The 15067-nt window shown below is 70.1% G+C and carries 11 protein-coding genes and 1 riboswitch; of the genes, 9 read left to right on the forward strand and 2 right to left on the reverse strand.

Annotation, left to right across the window (positions count from 1 at the left end; translation table 11 throughout):
- Window positions 1-138: 138 nt before the first annotated feature.
- Entirely contained in the window at window positions 139-2016 is a 1878-nt protein-coding gene (thiC, locus tag QTI20_RS30385) for a phosphomethylpyrimidine synthase ThiC (protein WP_286556316.1), read from the reverse strand.
- Between the two features lie 80 nt (window positions 2017-2096).
- Window positions 2097-2205: riboswitch (TPP riboswitch) on the reverse strand.
- Window positions 2206-2402: 197 nt separating this feature from the next.
- Between thiC and QTI20_RS30390 the strand changes: the two genes are divergently transcribed.
- Window positions 2403-2612 (forward strand): hypothetical protein, encoded by a 210-nt coding sequence (locus QTI20_RS30390; protein ID WP_183027433.1) that lies wholly within the window; start codon window positions 2403-2405, stop codon window positions 2610-2612.
- Window positions 2613-2643: 31 nt separating this feature from the next.
- A complete protein-coding gene (locus tag QTI20_RS30395) occupies window positions 2644-4833 on the forward strand; it encodes a phosphocholine-specific phospholipase C (protein WP_286556317.1) in 2190 nt (729 codons plus the stop codon).
- A gap of 60 nt (window positions 4834-4893) precedes the next feature.
- Here QTI20_RS30395 and hisN read toward each other — a convergent pair whose 3' ends face one another.
- Window positions 4894-5700 carry a histidinol-phosphatase gene (gene hisN / locus QTI20_RS30400; RefSeq protein WP_286556318.1) on the reverse strand — a complete coding sequence of 269 codons (807 nt, stop codon included), beginning with the start codon at window positions 5698-5700 and terminating at the stop codon, window positions 4894-4896.
- 195 nt (window positions 5701-5895) lie between these two features.
- Between hisN and QTI20_RS30405 the strand changes: the two genes are divergently transcribed.
- From QTI20_RS30405 to QTI20_RS30435, 7 genes are all read left to right on the forward strand, one after another.
- Window positions 5896-6918, forward strand: coding sequence for an ABC transporter substrate-binding protein (locus QTI20_RS30405; protein ID WP_286556320.1), 1023 nt, complete (start codon window positions 5896-5898; stop codon window positions 6916-6918).
- Window positions 6919-7042: 124 nt separating this feature from the next.
- On the forward strand, window positions 7043-9127 hold the full coding sequence (locus QTI20_RS30410; protein ID WP_286556322.1) for a LamG domain-containing protein: 2085 nt from the start codon (window positions 7043-7045) through the stop codon (window positions 9125-9127).
- A complete protein-coding gene (locus tag QTI20_RS30415; protein WP_286556323.1) occupies window positions 9124-9432 on the forward strand; it encodes a hypothetical protein in 309 nt (102 codons plus the stop codon). Before QTI20_RS30410 ends, QTI20_RS30415 begins: the two co-directional genes overlap by 4 nt.
- 17 nt (window positions 9433-9449) lie before the next feature.
- Window positions 9450-11573 carry a phosphocholine-specific phospholipase C gene (locus QTI20_RS30420; RefSeq protein ID WP_286556324.1) on the forward strand — a complete coding sequence of 708 codons (2124 nt, stop codon included), beginning with the start codon at window positions 9450-9452 and terminating at the stop codon, window positions 11571-11573.
- A gap of 35 nt (window positions 11574-11608) precedes the next feature.
- A complete protein-coding gene (locus QTI20_RS30425; protein ID WP_286556325.1) occupies window positions 11609-12616 on the forward strand; it encodes an ABC transporter ATP-binding protein in 1008 nt (335 codons plus the stop codon).
- Window positions 12613-14268 carry an ABC transporter permease subunit gene (locus QTI20_RS30430; protein WP_286556327.1) on the forward strand — a complete coding sequence of 552 codons (1656 nt, stop codon included), beginning with the start codon at window positions 12613-12615 and terminating at the stop codon, window positions 14266-14268. The genes QTI20_RS30425 and QTI20_RS30430 overlap by 4 nt, the downstream gene beginning before the upstream one ends.
- Before the next feature lie 22 nt (window positions 14269-14290).
- A complete protein-coding gene (locus tag QTI20_RS30435) occupies window positions 14291-15067 on the forward strand; it encodes a DeoR/GlpR family DNA-binding transcription regulator (RefSeq protein WP_286556329.1) in 777 nt (258 codons plus the stop codon).

Consider the following 15067-nt stretch of genomic DNA (forward strand, 5'->3'; position numbering starts at 1 on the left):
CCCTGGAGCGAAGCGGAAGGGTCGCAGACGGTGGGGTCGCCTTTCTTTTGCTTACTTTTCTTTGGCGAAGCAAAGAAAAGTGAGTCGCCCGCCGGGGCGAGTCCCGGCCCCGCCCGCAAACAAGGCACACCGCCGAAATCAGCCCACAGAACGAATCGGGATATAGATCTCCCCACCCCCCGCCGCAAACTCCTCCGACTTCTCCACCATCCCCTCCCGCAAAGCCTCAGCCTCCGCAACGCCTTTGGCAGCCGCGTACTCCCTCACCTCCTGCGTGATCTTCATCGAACAAAACTTCGGCCCGCACATCGAACAGAAGTGCGCCACCTTGCTCGAATCCTTCGGCAGCGTCTCGTCATGGAATTCGCGCGCGGTGTCCGGATCGAGCCCGAGGTTGAACTGGTCCTGCCAGCGGAATTCGAAGCGCGCCTTGCTCAGCGCATCGTCGCGCGAGCGCGCCCCCGGATGCCCCTTGGCCACGTCGGCCGCATGCGCCGCGATCTTGTACGCGATGATCCCCTGCTTCACGTCGTCGCGGTCCGGCAGGCCCAGGTGCTCCTTGGGCGTCACGTAGCAGAGCATCGCGGTTCCGGCCCAGCCGATCATGGCCGCGCCGATGGCGCTGGAGATGTGGTCATACCCGGGCGCGATGTCGATGGTCAGCGGGCCCAGCGTGTAGAAGGGCGCCTCGTGGCAGTGCTTGAGCTGCTCGTCCATGTTGGCCTGGATCATGTGCATCGGCACATGGCCCGGGCCTTCGATCATGGTCTGCACGTCGTGCTTCCAGGCCACCTGCGTGAGCTCGCCCAAGGTGCGCAGCTCGGCGAACTGCGCCTCGTCGTTCGCGTCGGCGCCCGAGCCCGGCCGCAGGCCGTCGCCCAGCGAGAAGCTCACGTCGTAGGCCTTCATGATGTCGCAGATGTCCTCGAAGTGCTCGTACAGGAAGCTCTCCTTGTGGTGCGCGATGCACCACTTGGCCATGATCGAGCCGCCGCGCGAGACGATGCCGGTCATGCGGTCGGCCGTGAGGTGGATAAAAGGCAGGCGCACGCCCGCGTGGATGGTGAAGTAGTCGATGCCCTGCTCGGCCTGCTCGATCAGCGTGTCGCGGAAGATCGCCCAGGTCAGGTCCTCGGCCACGCCGCCCACCTTCTCCAGCGCCTGGTAGATCGGCACGGTGCCGATGGGCACCGGGCTGTTGCGCACGATCCAGTCGCGCGTGGTGTGGATGTTCTTGCCGGTCGACAGGTCCATCACGTTGTCGGCGCCCCAGCGGATGGCCCACACCAGCTTCTCCACCTCTTCCTCGATGCTCGAGGTCACGGCCGAGTTGCCGATGTTGGCGTTGATCTTGACCTTGAAGTTGCGCCCGATGGCCATCGGCTCGACCTCGGGGTGGTTGATGTTCGCGGGAATGATCGCGCGGCCGCGCGCCACCTCGTCGCGCACGAACTCGGGCGTGATGATCTTCGGGATGCGCGCGCCCATCGGGTTGCCGGCCACGCGCTTGGCGCGTTCCTCGTGCGCCAAGTACTCGGCCATCCACTCGCGCTTGCCGTTCTCGCGCAGCGCCACGTACTCCATCTCGGGCGTCACGATGCCGCGGCGCGCGTAGTGCATCTGCGTGACGTTGGCACCGCTCTTCGCGCGGCGCGGTGCGCGCTGCAGCGCGGCCGCGTCGGCGCGCAGCTGCGCGATGCGCTCGCTCTCCTCGCCCTTGCCGCCATCGTCGAGCGCCACGCGCACGCGGCCCTCGTAGCCTTCGGTGTCGCCGCGCTCGGCGATCCAGGCGCCGCGCAGGTCGGGCAGGCCGCGGCGCACGTCGATGTCGACCGTGGCGTCGGTGTAGGGGCCCGAGGTGTCGTAAAGCGACACGCACTCGCCGTTGCTCAGCGCGACGTCGCGCACCGGCACGCGCAGGTCGGGCCGGCTGCCGGTGATGAAGGTCTTGGTCGAGGCGGGAAAGGGCTCGCGTGTGAGCGTGAGCAGCGAGGCGAAGTTGTCGATGGCGTTCATGAGGGGCACTCCTGGTTTGAATGGGTGCTCCGCAATCGCTCGACGGACCCACGGCCCTCGAGAAAAAAGGGACCTGTGGATCAGGGAACTGCAGCTCTTCTTACGCCGGTACTAACCGGTTCAAGTTCGCGGGATCGGCGATAGGGATCGCCATCTCAGCACGTTGCACGTGCGCCCCGGAGCGGGGTGGATTCTAGGAGCGCATCGCCGCCACCGCAATGCCCTCGGTGCATTTGCAACAACGCGCGACCACGCCACGGTGTCAATCGCCTGTCACGAACGGGGCAGAAGATTGCGGCGCAAATGGTAGTTGTGGATTTTGTTGCAACTCCATGGATGCGCCTCAACGCCCGGTTCCCCATTCCTTCAATTTCAGGAAACCCTCGATGACCTCCACGCCCTCTTTCCTGCGTGCCCCCGCCCGGCGGCTGGCGGCCGCTGCCGCGATCGCACTGCTGACCGGCGTGCTCGCCGCCTGCGGTGGCGGCAGCGGTGGCAGCACGCCGACACCGCCCACCACGACGCCGACCACGCCGACCGACCCCGGCACGCCGACGGACCCCACCGTCAAGCCCGAGATGCGCTGCGCGCCCTGAACCCCTCGTCCAGAAAACAAGGCACCACACCATGACCTCACGCCGCAACTTCCTGCGCAGCACCGCCACCACCGGCATGGCCGCCGCCACGCTGGCCGCCTTCCCGCCCAGCATCCGCCGCGCGCTCGCCATCGAGGCGAACAACGTCACCGGCACCATCATGGACGTCGAGCACGTCGTGATCCTGATGCAGGAGAACCGCTCCTTCGACCACTACTTCGGCACCCTGATGGGCGTGCGCGGCTTCGGCGACCGCTTCACCGTGCCGCTGGCCAAGGGCCTCAACGTCTGGCAGCAGAGCGATGCCAACGGCAAGCCCATCCTGCCCTACCACCTCGACGGCACGCAGGGCAACGCCCAGCGCGTGAGCGGCACGCCGCACTCGTGGAGCAACGGCCAGGACGCCTGGGACGGTGGCCGCATGAACCAGTGGCCGCGCTACAAGAACGTGCCCTCGATGGGCTACTTCATGGAAGCCGAGCTGCCCTTCCAGTTCTCGCTGGCCAACGCCTTCACGCTGTGCGACGCCTACCACTGCGCGATGCACACCGGCACCAACTCCAACCGCCTGTTCCTCTGGAGCGGCACCAACGGCCCGACCGGCGCCAACGTGGCCGTGGTCAACAACGAGTGGGACGGCATGGACAGCCCGGCCACCGGCTACCAGTGGAAGACCTATCCCGAGCGGCTGGAAGAGGCCAAGGTCAGCTGGATGGTCTACCAGAACATGCCGGACAACTACACCGACAACTCGCTGGCCGGCTTCAAACAGTACCGCCAGGCCAACGTCGCCTCGGGCAAGCCGGTGAGCTCCGACGACAACGTGGTCTCGCCCGCCTACGACCCGGCCAGCGACAACACCGGCAACCCGCTCTACAAGGGCATCGCCAACACCATGCCCGACGGCGGCTTCCTCGAGACCTTCCGCCAGGACGTCAAGAACCGCAAGCTGCCGCAGGTGTCGTGGATCGTCGCACCGGCGACCTACTCCGAGCACCCCGGCCCCTCGAGCCCGGTGCAGGGCGCCTGGTACACCCAGCAGGTGCTGGACGCGCTCACCGCCGTGCCCGAGGTCTGGAGCAAGACGGTGCTGCTGATCAACTTCGACGAGAACGACGGCTACTTCGACCACGTGCCCTCGCCCGCCGCACCTTCGCTCAACCCCGACGGCAGCGCCGCCGGCAAGACCACGCTGCCCGCGGCCGACATCGACTTCGAGCGCTTCACGCACCCCGCGCCCCCCGGCACCACCGACCAGCCCAAGCCCGACGGCCGCGTCTACGGCCCGGGCGTGCGCGTGCCGATGTACGTGGTCTCGCCCTGGAGCCGCGGCGGCTGGGTCAACTCGCAGGCCTTCGACCACACCTCGGTGGTGCGTTTCCTGGAAGCGCGCTTCGGCGTCAAGGAACCCAACATCAGCCCGTTCCGGCGTGCGGTGTGCGGCGACCTGACCAGCGCCTTCAACTTCAAGACGCCCAACAGCGAAGTGCTGCCCACGCTGGCCGGCCGCAAGAGCAAGAGCGACGCCGACACGCTGCGCGCGCAGCAGCAGGCGCTGCCGCAGATCGTGCCGCCGGCCAATCCGCAACTGCCGGTCCAGGCCCGGGGCACCCGCCCCTCGCGCGCCCTGCCCTACGAACTGCACGTGAGCGCACGCGCCGATGCGCTGAGCGGCAACGCGCGGCTGCTGTTCGCCAACACCGGCAAGGCCGGCGCGGTGTTCCATGTCTACGACAAGCTGCACCTCGACCGGCTGCCGCGCCGCTACATGGTGGAGGCCGGCAAGACGCTGGACGACGCCTGGAGCACCGCGAGCGACAACGGCCTCTACGACCTCTGGGTGCTGGGCCCCAACGGCTTCCATCGCCACTTCAAGGGCGACCTGAACCCGCTGCGCGCGGCCAACGCGGCCATTCCCGAAGTGCGCGTCTGCTACGACATCGCCAACGGCAACGTCTACCTGAGCATGAACAACACGGGCAAGAACGCCGTGAAGTTCAGCATCCAGGCCAAGGCCTACCGCGAGGACGGCCCCTGGACCGCCACCGTGGCGGGCGGCGCCACGGTCGAGCAGCACTGGGAACTGGCCGGCAGCGGACGCTGGTACGACTTCGCCGTGACCTGCGATGCCGACCCGGCCTACTACCGGCGCTTCGCGGGCCGTGTGGAAACCGGCCAGCATTCGGTGAGCGACCCGGCGATGGGCCTGAACAGCCTCTGATCGCCACGCGCTGAAGAAGACAAAGAAAAGACGGCCCGCCCAGCGCGGGCCGTTGCCGTTTCAGGCGGCGCTGTCGGGCACGCCGGCCAACAGCGCCAGCGCCTGCGCATGCAGCGCCGGCGTGGCGGCCGCCAGCACGCGGCCGTCGGAGCCGGTGTACAGCGCGCGCCCGCGCCAGTCGGTGATCACCCCGCCCGCGCCTTCCACCACACCCACCAGCGCCATGTAGTCGTAGGGCTGCAGCTGGCATTCGGCCACCAGGTCGACGTGGCCGCCCGCGAGCTGCGCATAGCCGTAGCAGTCGCCGCCGAAGCGGCGCATCGCGCAGGCCTTGCTGAGCGCGTCGTAGGCGGCCCATTCGTCGGCCGCGAAGGCATCGGGCGAGGTGGTGACGATGCGCGCCCGCGCCAGCGTGGTGCAGCCGCTGGCATGCACCGCGCGCCCGTTGCAGCGGGCCCCGCGGCCGGCCTGGCCGATCCAGCGTTCGCCCAGCACCGGCATGTCGATCAGGCCGAGCTCGACGCGTCCGCCATGCACCAAGGCGATCAGCGTGCCCCACAGCGGCGAGCCGGTGATGAAGCTCTTGGTGCCGTCGATGGGGTCGAGCACCCACACATGCTCGGCATCGATGCGCACGCGCCCATGCTCCTCGCCCAGGATGCCGTGCGTGGGCACTTCGGCCTCGAGCCGCGCGCGCATCGCGGCCTCGGCCGCGCGGTCGGCGATGGTGACCGGGCTGGCATCGGCCTTGAGGTCGACCTCCAGGGCGGTACGGAAAGTGCGTAGCGAATGCGCGGCCGCCAGGTCCGCCAGCTGGCCGGCCAGCGCGGGGAAATCGATCGGAGAAGCAGGGGACGTGGAAGCCATGGAAAGGTCTCGGCAGAAGCGGAAAGGTTGTCAAGGAGTTGTCATACGCATCGATCAATATCGTGGCATGAATGGTGCTTGTGGAGATTCTTGCAAATTCCCAGTAATCGCACAAACGCAATTATTCGCCCAATGTTGGTGAAGCACCGCGATCCGTTCCGCCCCATTTCCGATCACTGCACTCTGGAGCCCTCCATGTCCACCATCGCTTCCTTCGCTTCCCGCTTCCGCACCACCACCGTGCTCGCCGCCGCCCTGCTGGCCGCCGCCGCGCACGCCGGCACCATCACCGTCTACTCGGCGCTCGAGGAAGACGAGATCAAGGACTATGTCGCGGCCGCCAAGAAGGACATGCCCGATGTCGACGTGAAGGTGCTGCGCCTGTCGACCGGCGACCTGGGTGCGCGCATCCTGGCCGAGTCGGCCAACCCGCAGCACGACGTGATCTGGGGCTGGGCGCTGACCAACATGCTCGACCCGCGCATCACCGCGCTGCTCGAGCCCTATGCGGCCAAGGGCAGCGAGAAGCTGGCGTCCGCCAACAAGGCCGCCGACGGCAAGTGGTTCACCACCACCGGCTACGTGGGCGCCTTCTGCGTCAACACCGAAGTCCTCAAGGCCAAGAACCTGCCCATGCCCACCAGCTGGAAGGACCTGAGCAACCCCGTCTACAAGGGCGAGGTCGTGATGCCCAACCCGGTGTCCTCGGGCACCGGCTACCTGCAGATCGCGGCGCTGCTGCAATCGAAGGGCAGCGACGAAGGCTGGAAGTTCCTGAAGACGCTCGACGGCAACGTGGCGCAGTACATCAAGTCGGGTTCGCGCCCCTGCAAGGCCGCGCGCGCCGGCGAGTTCGCCATCGGCACCTCGCTGGCCTTCGCCGCGATGCAGTCGGTGGAGGAAGGCTATCCCGTGAAGATGGTGATCCCGAGCGACGGCGCGGGCTACGAGCTCGAGGCCTCGGGCCTGATGGCCAAGGCGCGCAACAAGGCCGACGCGCAGCGCTTCCTCGACTGGACGCTGTCGCCCGGCGCCACCGCGCTCTACACCAAGTACAAGGAAATGGTCACGATCCCGGGCGCGCCGCAATCCAAGGCCGCCAAGGCCGCGGGCCTGCCGGCCGACCTGAGCACCGTGCTCTACAAGATGGACTTCGCGCAATCGGCCAAGGACCGCGACGCGATCCTCTCGGCCTGGACCAAGAACATCGGCCGCTGAGCGGCCACCCGCCGCGGCGGTCCCCGGGTGCGACCGCCTTCTCTTCCCTTTTCCCGATTTCCCGGCGCACGCGGCACCGAGCCGCCGACGCGCCTGTCTTTCCTGTCGTCGACGGAGCCTTCCCGTGAGAGAACAACCTCCAACCCACGCCCGCCTCGGCCGCGCCGCGATCGGCCTGAGCCTGGCCCTGCTGCTGGCCGCCTGTGGCGGCGGTGGCGGCAACACCGGCACGCCCGACCAGCCGCCCGCGCCGCCCGTGACACCGGTCGATCCCCCGGCGCCGCCACCCACGCCGGCGCCCGTCAGCAAGGCATTGCTGATCGGCGTCGACGGCGTGCAATATGAAGCCCTGCAGCAGGCGCTGGCCGCGACGCGCATGCCGACGCTGCAAGGCCTGGGCACGCTGCTGCCGGCCTACACCGGCGGCGTCATGGGCCGCGCCACGCAGCAGCAGGCGACCGCCGGACCGGGCTGGGCCACGCTGCTGACCGGCACCTGGGCCGACCGCCACGAGATCCGCTCCAACTACGAAGGCCAGGCCTTCAGCGCCGACACGGTGTTCAAGCAGCTCAAGGCGGTGCAGGCCGGTGCCCGCACCGCCACCATCGCCAGCTGGGGCGGCCTGCCGCAGCTGCTGCGCGCCGACCGCGCGGCGGGCTACCTCGACCTGGCCAAGGATTGCGCCGGCGACGACGCCTGCGTGGGCAGCGAGACCTCGGCCGCCATCGCTTCCGGCGACTACGCACTGGTGGTGGCCGACTTCCAGGGCCCGGCGCAGGTCGCCGATGTCGCGGGCTACGGCAGCGACTACCAGAACGCGCTGGCCACGCTGGACCGCCGCCTGGCCGCCGTGCGCGCCACGCTGGCCAGCCGCCGCCAGGCGCACCCCGAGGAGGACTGGCTGGTGATCGTCGCGGGCACCCACGGCCTGGGCGCCACCGGCGTCGCCGACGGCATTCCGGTGCCGTCGAACCTCGCCACCTTCGTGGCGCTCGACCGCCCCGCCAACCTCGCGCTCACCGCGCCCACGACCCTGCCGACGGCGATCACGCCCTGGTACGCCTACGCGGCCGCGACCGACATCGCACCCACGCTGCTGACCCACCTGTCGGCCCGCCCCGCCGCCAAGGCCTACGCCATCGACGGCAGCCCGCTGGTGGGCCCGTCGGCGGTGCGGCAGCTCCAGGCCGCGACCAACGAGGCCCGCAGCGGCGTGGTGCTGGGCTGGACCCTGCCGACGCCGCCCGCAGCGCTCACGGTGCTGCGCGACGGCGAAGTGCTGGCCACGCTGCCCGCCAACGCCACCCGTTACGAGGACACGGCGATGAAGCCCGCGGCCAGCGGCTTCTACACCTACAACTACACGGTGGTGGCGGGCAGCGTGCCGACCTCGCTGCGCGCCACGCTGGACTACAAGAAGCCGGAGCCGCCGATCGAGCTGCTCGCCAGCCTGCGCGACGGTCTCACGCACCTGTTCGCGCTGCAGGGCACGCTGGCCGACGGCATCGACGCCGGCACGGTCTTCACGCCCTGGGTCACGGCTGCCGCGCCGGTCTACACCGCCGCCGGCGATGCGCCCTTCAAGGGCACGGGCCGCGCGCTGGCCTCGACCAACTACGCCGGCCCGACGGTCTGCGCATCCTGCGACGGCGGCCTGCGCATTCCCACCGCCAAGGTCACCAGCACCAGCACCTCCTTCAGCTTCGGCTTCTGGTTCCGCTCCGACGCCACGCGCTCGGGCATGCCGATCGTGTCGAACAAGGACTGGGGCAGCGGTTCCAACCCCGGCATCGCGCTGGGGCAGTACGGCAGCGCCATCCGCTTCAACATCGGCAAGGGCGGCGCGCGCCTGGGCGACAAGGACCTGAATTTCAGCGCCAACACCTGGGTCTACGCCGCGATGACGGTCGACATCCCGACCCTCAAGGCCACCTACTACGTGTTCGACCCGGTGCTGGGCATGCAGAGCAGCTCCGGCACGCTGACGGCCGACTACGTGGCGGCGCTCAACGGCCTCAACAAGGGCTTCTCGCTCAACGAGGACGGCGACGGCGGCTACGGCCCGAACTACCGCAACGGCAACGCCAGCAACACCATCGGCGGCCGCTTCGACTACAGCGAATTCGGCAGCTGGAACCGCGCGCTGACACCGGCCGAGATCACCTCGATCGCGCGCTCGGGCAAGTCGATCACCACGCTGCTGCCATGACGGAGGCCCGCATGCAGACGCCCGGCACCGCCCTGCCTTCGCGCCCCGCCGCCTGGCGGTGGCTCTCGACCGCGGCGCTCGCCGGCGCGCTGGCCGCCTGCGGCGGTGGCAGCGGCGGCGCCGCGCCCGCCGGCCCGGCCACGGGCGACAACAAACCTGGCGGCGACACGCCGCTGGTGGTGGTCACGCCCAACGACCCGGCCACCGCCGGCCCGCCCGCCGACGCACTGACGCCGCCGGGCGAAACGCCGCAAGACCCTTCCACCCCGCCCCGGCGCCCCGCATCGGTGCGCTGCGCGCCCTGAGTTCCCGAGATCCGTCCATGAAGAAGAACGACGACCATTCGCCAAGCCGCCGCGGCTTCCTGCGCGCCGCCACCGGCACGGCCGGCGCCGCGGCCGCGATGGGCCTGCTGCCGCCCAGCATCCGGCGCGCGCTGGCCATCCCCGCCGCGCAGGACACCGGCACCATCAACGACGTGCAGCACGTGGTGATCCTGATGCAGGAGAACCGCTCCTTCGACCACTACTTCGGCACGCTGCGCGGCGTGCGCGGCTTCGGCGACCGCTTCCCGGTGCCGCTGGCCAACGGCCAGCCGGTCTGGAACCAGCCGGCCACCAGCGGCAGCGCGACCTGCCTGCCCTTCCACTACGACACCACCCTCACCAGCGCGCAGCGCACCACCGGCATGGCCCACAGCTGGGCCGACGGCCAGCAAGCCTGGAACGGCGGGCGCATGAACCAGTGGGTGGCGGCCAAGACGGCGCGCGCCCTGGGCCACTACAAGGAAAGCGACATGCCTTTCCAGTTCGCGCTGGCCAACGCCTTCACGGTGTGCGATGCCTACCACTGCAGCGAACTCACCGGCACCAACTCGAACCGGCTGTTCCTCTGGACCGGCACCAACGACCCGCTGGGCCAGGGCGGCGGTCCGGCCATCGACAACACCAACGACGACCTCGCCAACGCGCCGGGCTACAGCTGGACCACCTACCCCGAGCGGCTGGAGGCCGCGGGCATCCGCTGGCAGGTCTACCAGGACATGGCGGACAACTACACCGACAACCCGCTCGAAGGCTTCACCAACTACCGCAACGCCTACTACACCGCCACGCCGAACGCGGCCCAGGCCTCGCTCAAGGCCCGCGCGCTGTCGACCCGCTCGCTGGACGACCTGCGCGCCGACGTGACCGGCGGCACGCTGCCGCAGGTCAGCTGGATCGTGGCGCCGGCCAAGTACTCCGAACACCCCGGCCCCTCGTCGCCGCTGTGGGGTGCCGAATACACCTCGCGCGTGCTGGACGCGCTCACGGCCGACCCGGCGGTCTGGAGCAAGACCGTGCTGTTCGTCATGTTCGACGAGAACGACGGCTATTTCGACCACATGCCGCCGCCCGCCATCCCCTCGCTCAACGACGACGGCACGCAGGCCGGCCAGAGCACGGTGTCGACGCTGGGCGAGCGCAACGAGCTCAAGGCGCCCTACCGCGGCTCGCCCTACGGCATGGGCTGGCGCGTGCCGATGTACGTGGTGTCGCCCTGGAGCCGCGGCGGCTGGGTCGACTCCCAGGTCGCCGACCACACCTCGGTGATCCGCTTCCTCGAAGTCCGCTTCGGCGTGGTCGAGCCCAACATCAGCGCCTGGCGCCGCGCGGTCAGCAGCGACCTGCTGTCCTGCTTCAACTTCGCCACGCCCAATGCGGCGATGCCCGCGCTGCCGGTGATCACCAGCGCCGAGGCCGATGCGGCCATCGCGAAGCAGCTGCTGCTGCCGACGCCGACGGCACCCGCGCCGGGCACCGGCAGCCTGCCGGTGCAGGCCTCCGGCGTGCGCCACTCGCGCGCCCTGCCCTACGAGCTGCACACCAGCGGCCGGCCCGACGTGGAGCGCCAGCAGTTCTGGCTGGTGTTCAGCAACACCGGCAAGGCCGGCGCGGTGTTCCATGTCTACAACCACCTCGCGCTCAACGCGGTGCCGCGCCGCTACACGGTCGAGGCCGGCAAGATGCTCAACGACAGCTGGGCGGTGGCCAGGGACGGCGGCTACGACCTGTCGGTGTTCGGCCCCAACGGCTTCTTCCGGCGCTTCCGCGGCAAGCTGCCCGCCAGGCTGGCGGGTGGCGTCGGCCTGCCCGAGACCCGCGTCTGCTACGACACGGCCAACGGCGAGGTCTACCTCGAACTGCAGAACCTCGGCAACATCGCCTGCACCGTGCGCATCGCGCCCGCCGCCTACCGCACCGACGGCCCCTGGACCTTCACGCTGGCGCCCGGCCAGCTCGTGCAGCAGCGCTGGGACCTGAGCTACAGCCGGCAGTGGTACGACTTCGTCGTGAGCGCCAACGTCGACGACGGCGACCTCTACCTGCGCCGCTTCGCGGGCCGGGTGGAGACCGGCGCCGACGGCATCAGCGACCCCGCGATGGGCCTGTCCACGCCGGCCTGAGGCGCCCCGCAAGCTCAAGAAGGAACAGCAACAAGATGGCACTGCAGATCAGGAACCTCCACAAAAGCTTCGGCGGCCAGCCCGCGCTGGAGCGCATCGAACTCGACGTGGGGGGCGCCGAATTCGTCTGCCTGCTGGGCCCGAGCGGCTGCGGCAAGACCACGCTGCTGCGCATCATCGCGGGCCTGATGGCCGCCGATGGCGGCAGCGTGTCGCTCCACGGCCGCGACCTGGCGCGGATGCCGGCGCGCGAGCGCGGCTTCGGCATCGTGTTCCAGTCCTATTCGCTGTTCCCCCACATGACGGTGGCGCAGAACGTGGGCTACGGCCTGCGCATCCGCGGCGAGAACGCGGCCGCCATCGACAAGCGCGTGGCCGCGCTGCTCGACATGGTCAAGCTGCCGGCCTTCGGCGCGCGCTTTCCGGGCCAGCTCTCGGGCGGCCAGCAGCAGCGCGTGGCGATCGCGCGCGCGCTGGCCGTCAACCCCTCGCTGCTGCTGCTCGACGAGCCGCTGTCGGCGCTCGACGCGCGGGTGCGCGCCGACCTGCGTGGCGAGCTGCGCGAGGTGCAGCGCAGCCTGGGCATCCCCACGCTGATGGTCACGCACGACCAGGAGGAAGCCATGTCGATGGCCGACACCATCGTCTGCATGAACCACGGCCGCATCGAACAGCAGGGCGCGCCGCAGGAGCTCTACCTGCGCCCGCGCACCCGCTTCGTGGCCGACTTCATGGGCCACAGCAACCTGTTGCCGCCCGCGCTGGCGCGCCAGTGGGTGCCGGCGCTGCCGCCGCTGCCCGCGGGCCTCGCCGAGGCCGAGGCGCTGCTGTGCGTGCGGCCCGAGCGCATCCGGCTCGGCGCCGCCTCGGAAGCGGTGGGCCAGGTCACGGACATCTCCTTCCTGGGCAGCATCCAGCGCGTGCGGCTGCGCTGGAACGAGCATGACCTGCTGGCCGAGACCTCGAGCGCGGTCCCGCTGCAGCCGGGCCAGAGCGTCTTCCTCGCGGTCGGCGCGGCCGACTGCAGCTGGGTGCGCGCATGACGCCCTCGCTGCCCCTGCACGTCGCCGACCGCTGGCTGCTGCGCGCCTGCCTGTGGCTGCCGCTGGCCGGGCTGCTGCTGTTCTTCGGCCTGCCGATGCTGGCCATCGCCTGGCGCAGCCTGGTGCAGGACGGCGCCAGTGGCGGCATCGGACTGGGCAACTACGCGGCCCTGTGGGACACGCCCGGCGTCTGGCGCGCGCTGGGCAACAGCCTGCTGCTGGGCGGCGCGACCACGGTGGTCACGCTGCTGCTGGCCTTCGTGGTGGCCTTCGGCATCGAGCGCACCTGCATGCCCGGGCGCCGCTTCACCGCCATCGGCATGTCGCTGCCGGTGCTCGCACCCTCGCTGGTGCTGGGCCTGGGCCTGATCTTCCTGCTGGGACGCAACGGCGTGGTGGGCAAGGCGCTGGGCGTGCGGCCCGAGATCTACGGCTTCTGGGGCCTGCTGATCGCCGACGTGCTCTACGCGCTGCCGCAGGCGGTGCTGATCCTGCGCACCGCGCTGCGCCACGGCGACGCGCGCCAGTACGACGCGGCCGAGGTGCTGGGCGCCACGCCCTGGCGGCAGTTCGTCGACATCACGCTGCCGGGCGTGCGCTACGGCGTGCTGAGCGCGGGCTTCGTGGTGTTCACCTTGACCATCACCGACTTCGGCAACGCGGTGGTGATCGGCGGCAACTTCCAGGTGCTGGCCACCGAGATCTACAACCAGGTCAGCGGCCAGATGAAGTTCGGCATGGGCGCGGTGATCGGCATCGTGCTGCTGGTGCCGGCCGCGCTGTCGGTGGCCATCGAGCACCTGGCGGCGCAGCGCCAGGCCGGCCTGGGCGCCGAATCGGCCCAGCCGCCGGTGCCCAAGCCCCGGCCGGCCCGCGACGGCGCCTTCTTCGCGGCTTCGCTGCTGATCGTGGGCGCGATCTACGCGGTGGTGCTGACGGTGGTGGTGGCGAGCTTCATCCGGCTCTGGCCCTACCGGCTCGACCTCACGCTCAAGCACTACGACATCCAGATCGCGGGCGGCTACGCGCCGCTGTGGACCTCGATCCTGGTCTCGCTGATCGCCGCGGTGGTGGGCACGCTGCTGCTGTTCCTGCTGGCCTTCGGCGTGCAGCGGCTGCCCGGGCGCACCGCCAACGCGGCGCGGCTGCTGAGCGCGCTGCCGGTGGCCGTGCCCGGCCTGGTGCTGGGCCTGGCCTATGTCTTCACCTTCAATTCGGCCGCCATGCCCTGGGGCCTGCTCTACGGCAGCGCGGTGCTGCTGGCGATGTGCAACTACTACCACCACCACACGCAGGGATTTGTGAGCATGATGACGGGCATGCGCACCGTCCCCGTCGCCCTCGAAGACGCCACCACGGTGCTGGGCGGCGGCGTGGCGCGCGTGCTGGCCGACGTCTACTGGCCCGCGCTGCGCACCACGCTGCTGGCCATCGCGGTGTTCCTGTTCATGCGCTCGATGGTCACGCTGTCGGCCGTGATCTTCCTGATCACGCCCTCGCTCACGCTGAGCGCGGTCACGGTGATGCGGCTCGACGAGGCCGGCTTCACCTCCCAGGCCGCGGCCTTCTCCACCTGCATCATGGCGGTGGTCGGCGCGATGGCGCTGCTGCTGCACCTGCTCACGCGCCGCCCCGTGCCGGCCGCCCACTGAAACCCGTACCGTTTTGTCCACCATGCTTCAAGAAGAACGATTCCTGCGCATCCGCAACCTGCTGGCCACCTTCTCGCGCGTGAGCGTCGAGCGCATCGTGCAGGACCTCTCGGTCTCGCGCGAGACCGTGCGGCGCGACCTGCTCGAGCTCGAAGGCACGGGCGAGCTGCGCCGCGTGCACGGCGGTGCCGTGGCCACCGGCCCCGAGCCCGAGGCGCCGCTGGCCGTGCGGCTGGTGGCGCGCCAGAAGGAGAAGCGCGCCATCGCCAAGGCCGCGGTGGGCCTGCTGCGCCCGGGCCAGACGCTGTTCCTCGACGCCGGCAGCACCACCGCGATCCTGGCCGAGGAGATCGCCATGCTCAGCGGCATGACGGTGATCACCAACTCGCTCAACATCGCGCTCAAGCTGGCCGGTGCCGACGAGGGCCGCAGCTCGCACAACGCGGTGCGCCTGCTGGGCGGCGGCATCGACGTGGGCACGCAGGCCACGCACGGCGACGGCACGCTGGAGGACATCCGCCGCTTCCGGGTCGACGTGGCGCTGATGTCGCCCGTGGGCCTGCACGCCAAGCACGGCGCGATGAGCTTCGAGCACCACGAGGCCGCGGTGGCGCGCGCCATGGCCGAGCAGGCGCAGCAGCTGGTGATCCTGGCCGACCACAGCAAGATCGGCGTGGCCAGCCGCGTGACCTATGCGCGCTGCGCCGACATCGACGTCATCGTGACCGACGCCAAGGCGCGCGGCGTGGCGGCGCTGGCCGGCCTGCGCAAGGCCTGCGAACGCGTGATCGTCGCCTGA

This window comes from Variovorax sp. J2P1-31, from assembly GCF_030317215.1.
Classification (GTDB): domain Bacteria; phylum Pseudomonadota; class Gammaproteobacteria; order Burkholderiales; family Burkholderiaceae_C; genus Variovorax.

Bases quoted from the DNA above. Each gene is read 5' to 3' on its own strand.
- QTI20_RS30405 (WP_286556320.1), top strand. From the start codon at position 5,896: ATGTCCACCATCGCTTCCTTCGCTTCCCGCTTCCGCACCACCACCGTG.
- QTI20_RS30415 (WP_286556323.1), top strand. From the start codon at position 9,124: ATGACGGAGGCCCGCATGCAGACGCCCGGCACCGCCCTGCCTTCGCGC.
- QTI20_RS30425 (WP_286556325.1), top strand. From the start codon at position 11,609: ATGGCACTGCAGATCAGGAACCTCCACAAAAGCTTCGGCGGCCAGCCC.
- hisN (WP_286556318.1), bottom strand. From the start codon at position 5,700: ATGGCTTCCACGTCCCCTGCTTCTCCGATCGATTTCCCCGCGCTGGCC.
- QTI20_RS30420 (WP_286556324.1), top strand. From the start codon at position 9,450: ATGAAGAAGAACGACGACCATTCGCCAAGCCGCCGCGGCTTCCTGCGC.
- QTI20_RS30390 (WP_183027433.1), top strand. From the start codon at position 2,403: ATGACCTCCACGCCCTCTTTCCTGCGTGCCCCCGCCCGGCGGCTGGCG.
- QTI20_RS30430 (WP_286556327.1), top strand. From the start codon at position 12,613: ATGACGCCCTCGCTGCCCCTGCACGTCGCCGACCGCTGGCTGCTGCGC.
- QTI20_RS30435 (WP_286556329.1), top strand. From the start codon at position 14,291: ATGCTTCAAGAAGAACGATTCCTGCGCATCCGCAACCTGCTGGCCACC.
- thiC (WP_286556316.1), bottom strand. From the start codon at position 2,016: ATGAACGCCATCGACAACTTCGCCTCGCTGCTCACGCTCACACGCGAG.
- QTI20_RS30395 (WP_286556317.1), top strand. From the start codon at position 2,644: ATGACCTCACGCCGCAACTTCCTGCGCAGCACCGCCACCACCGGCATG.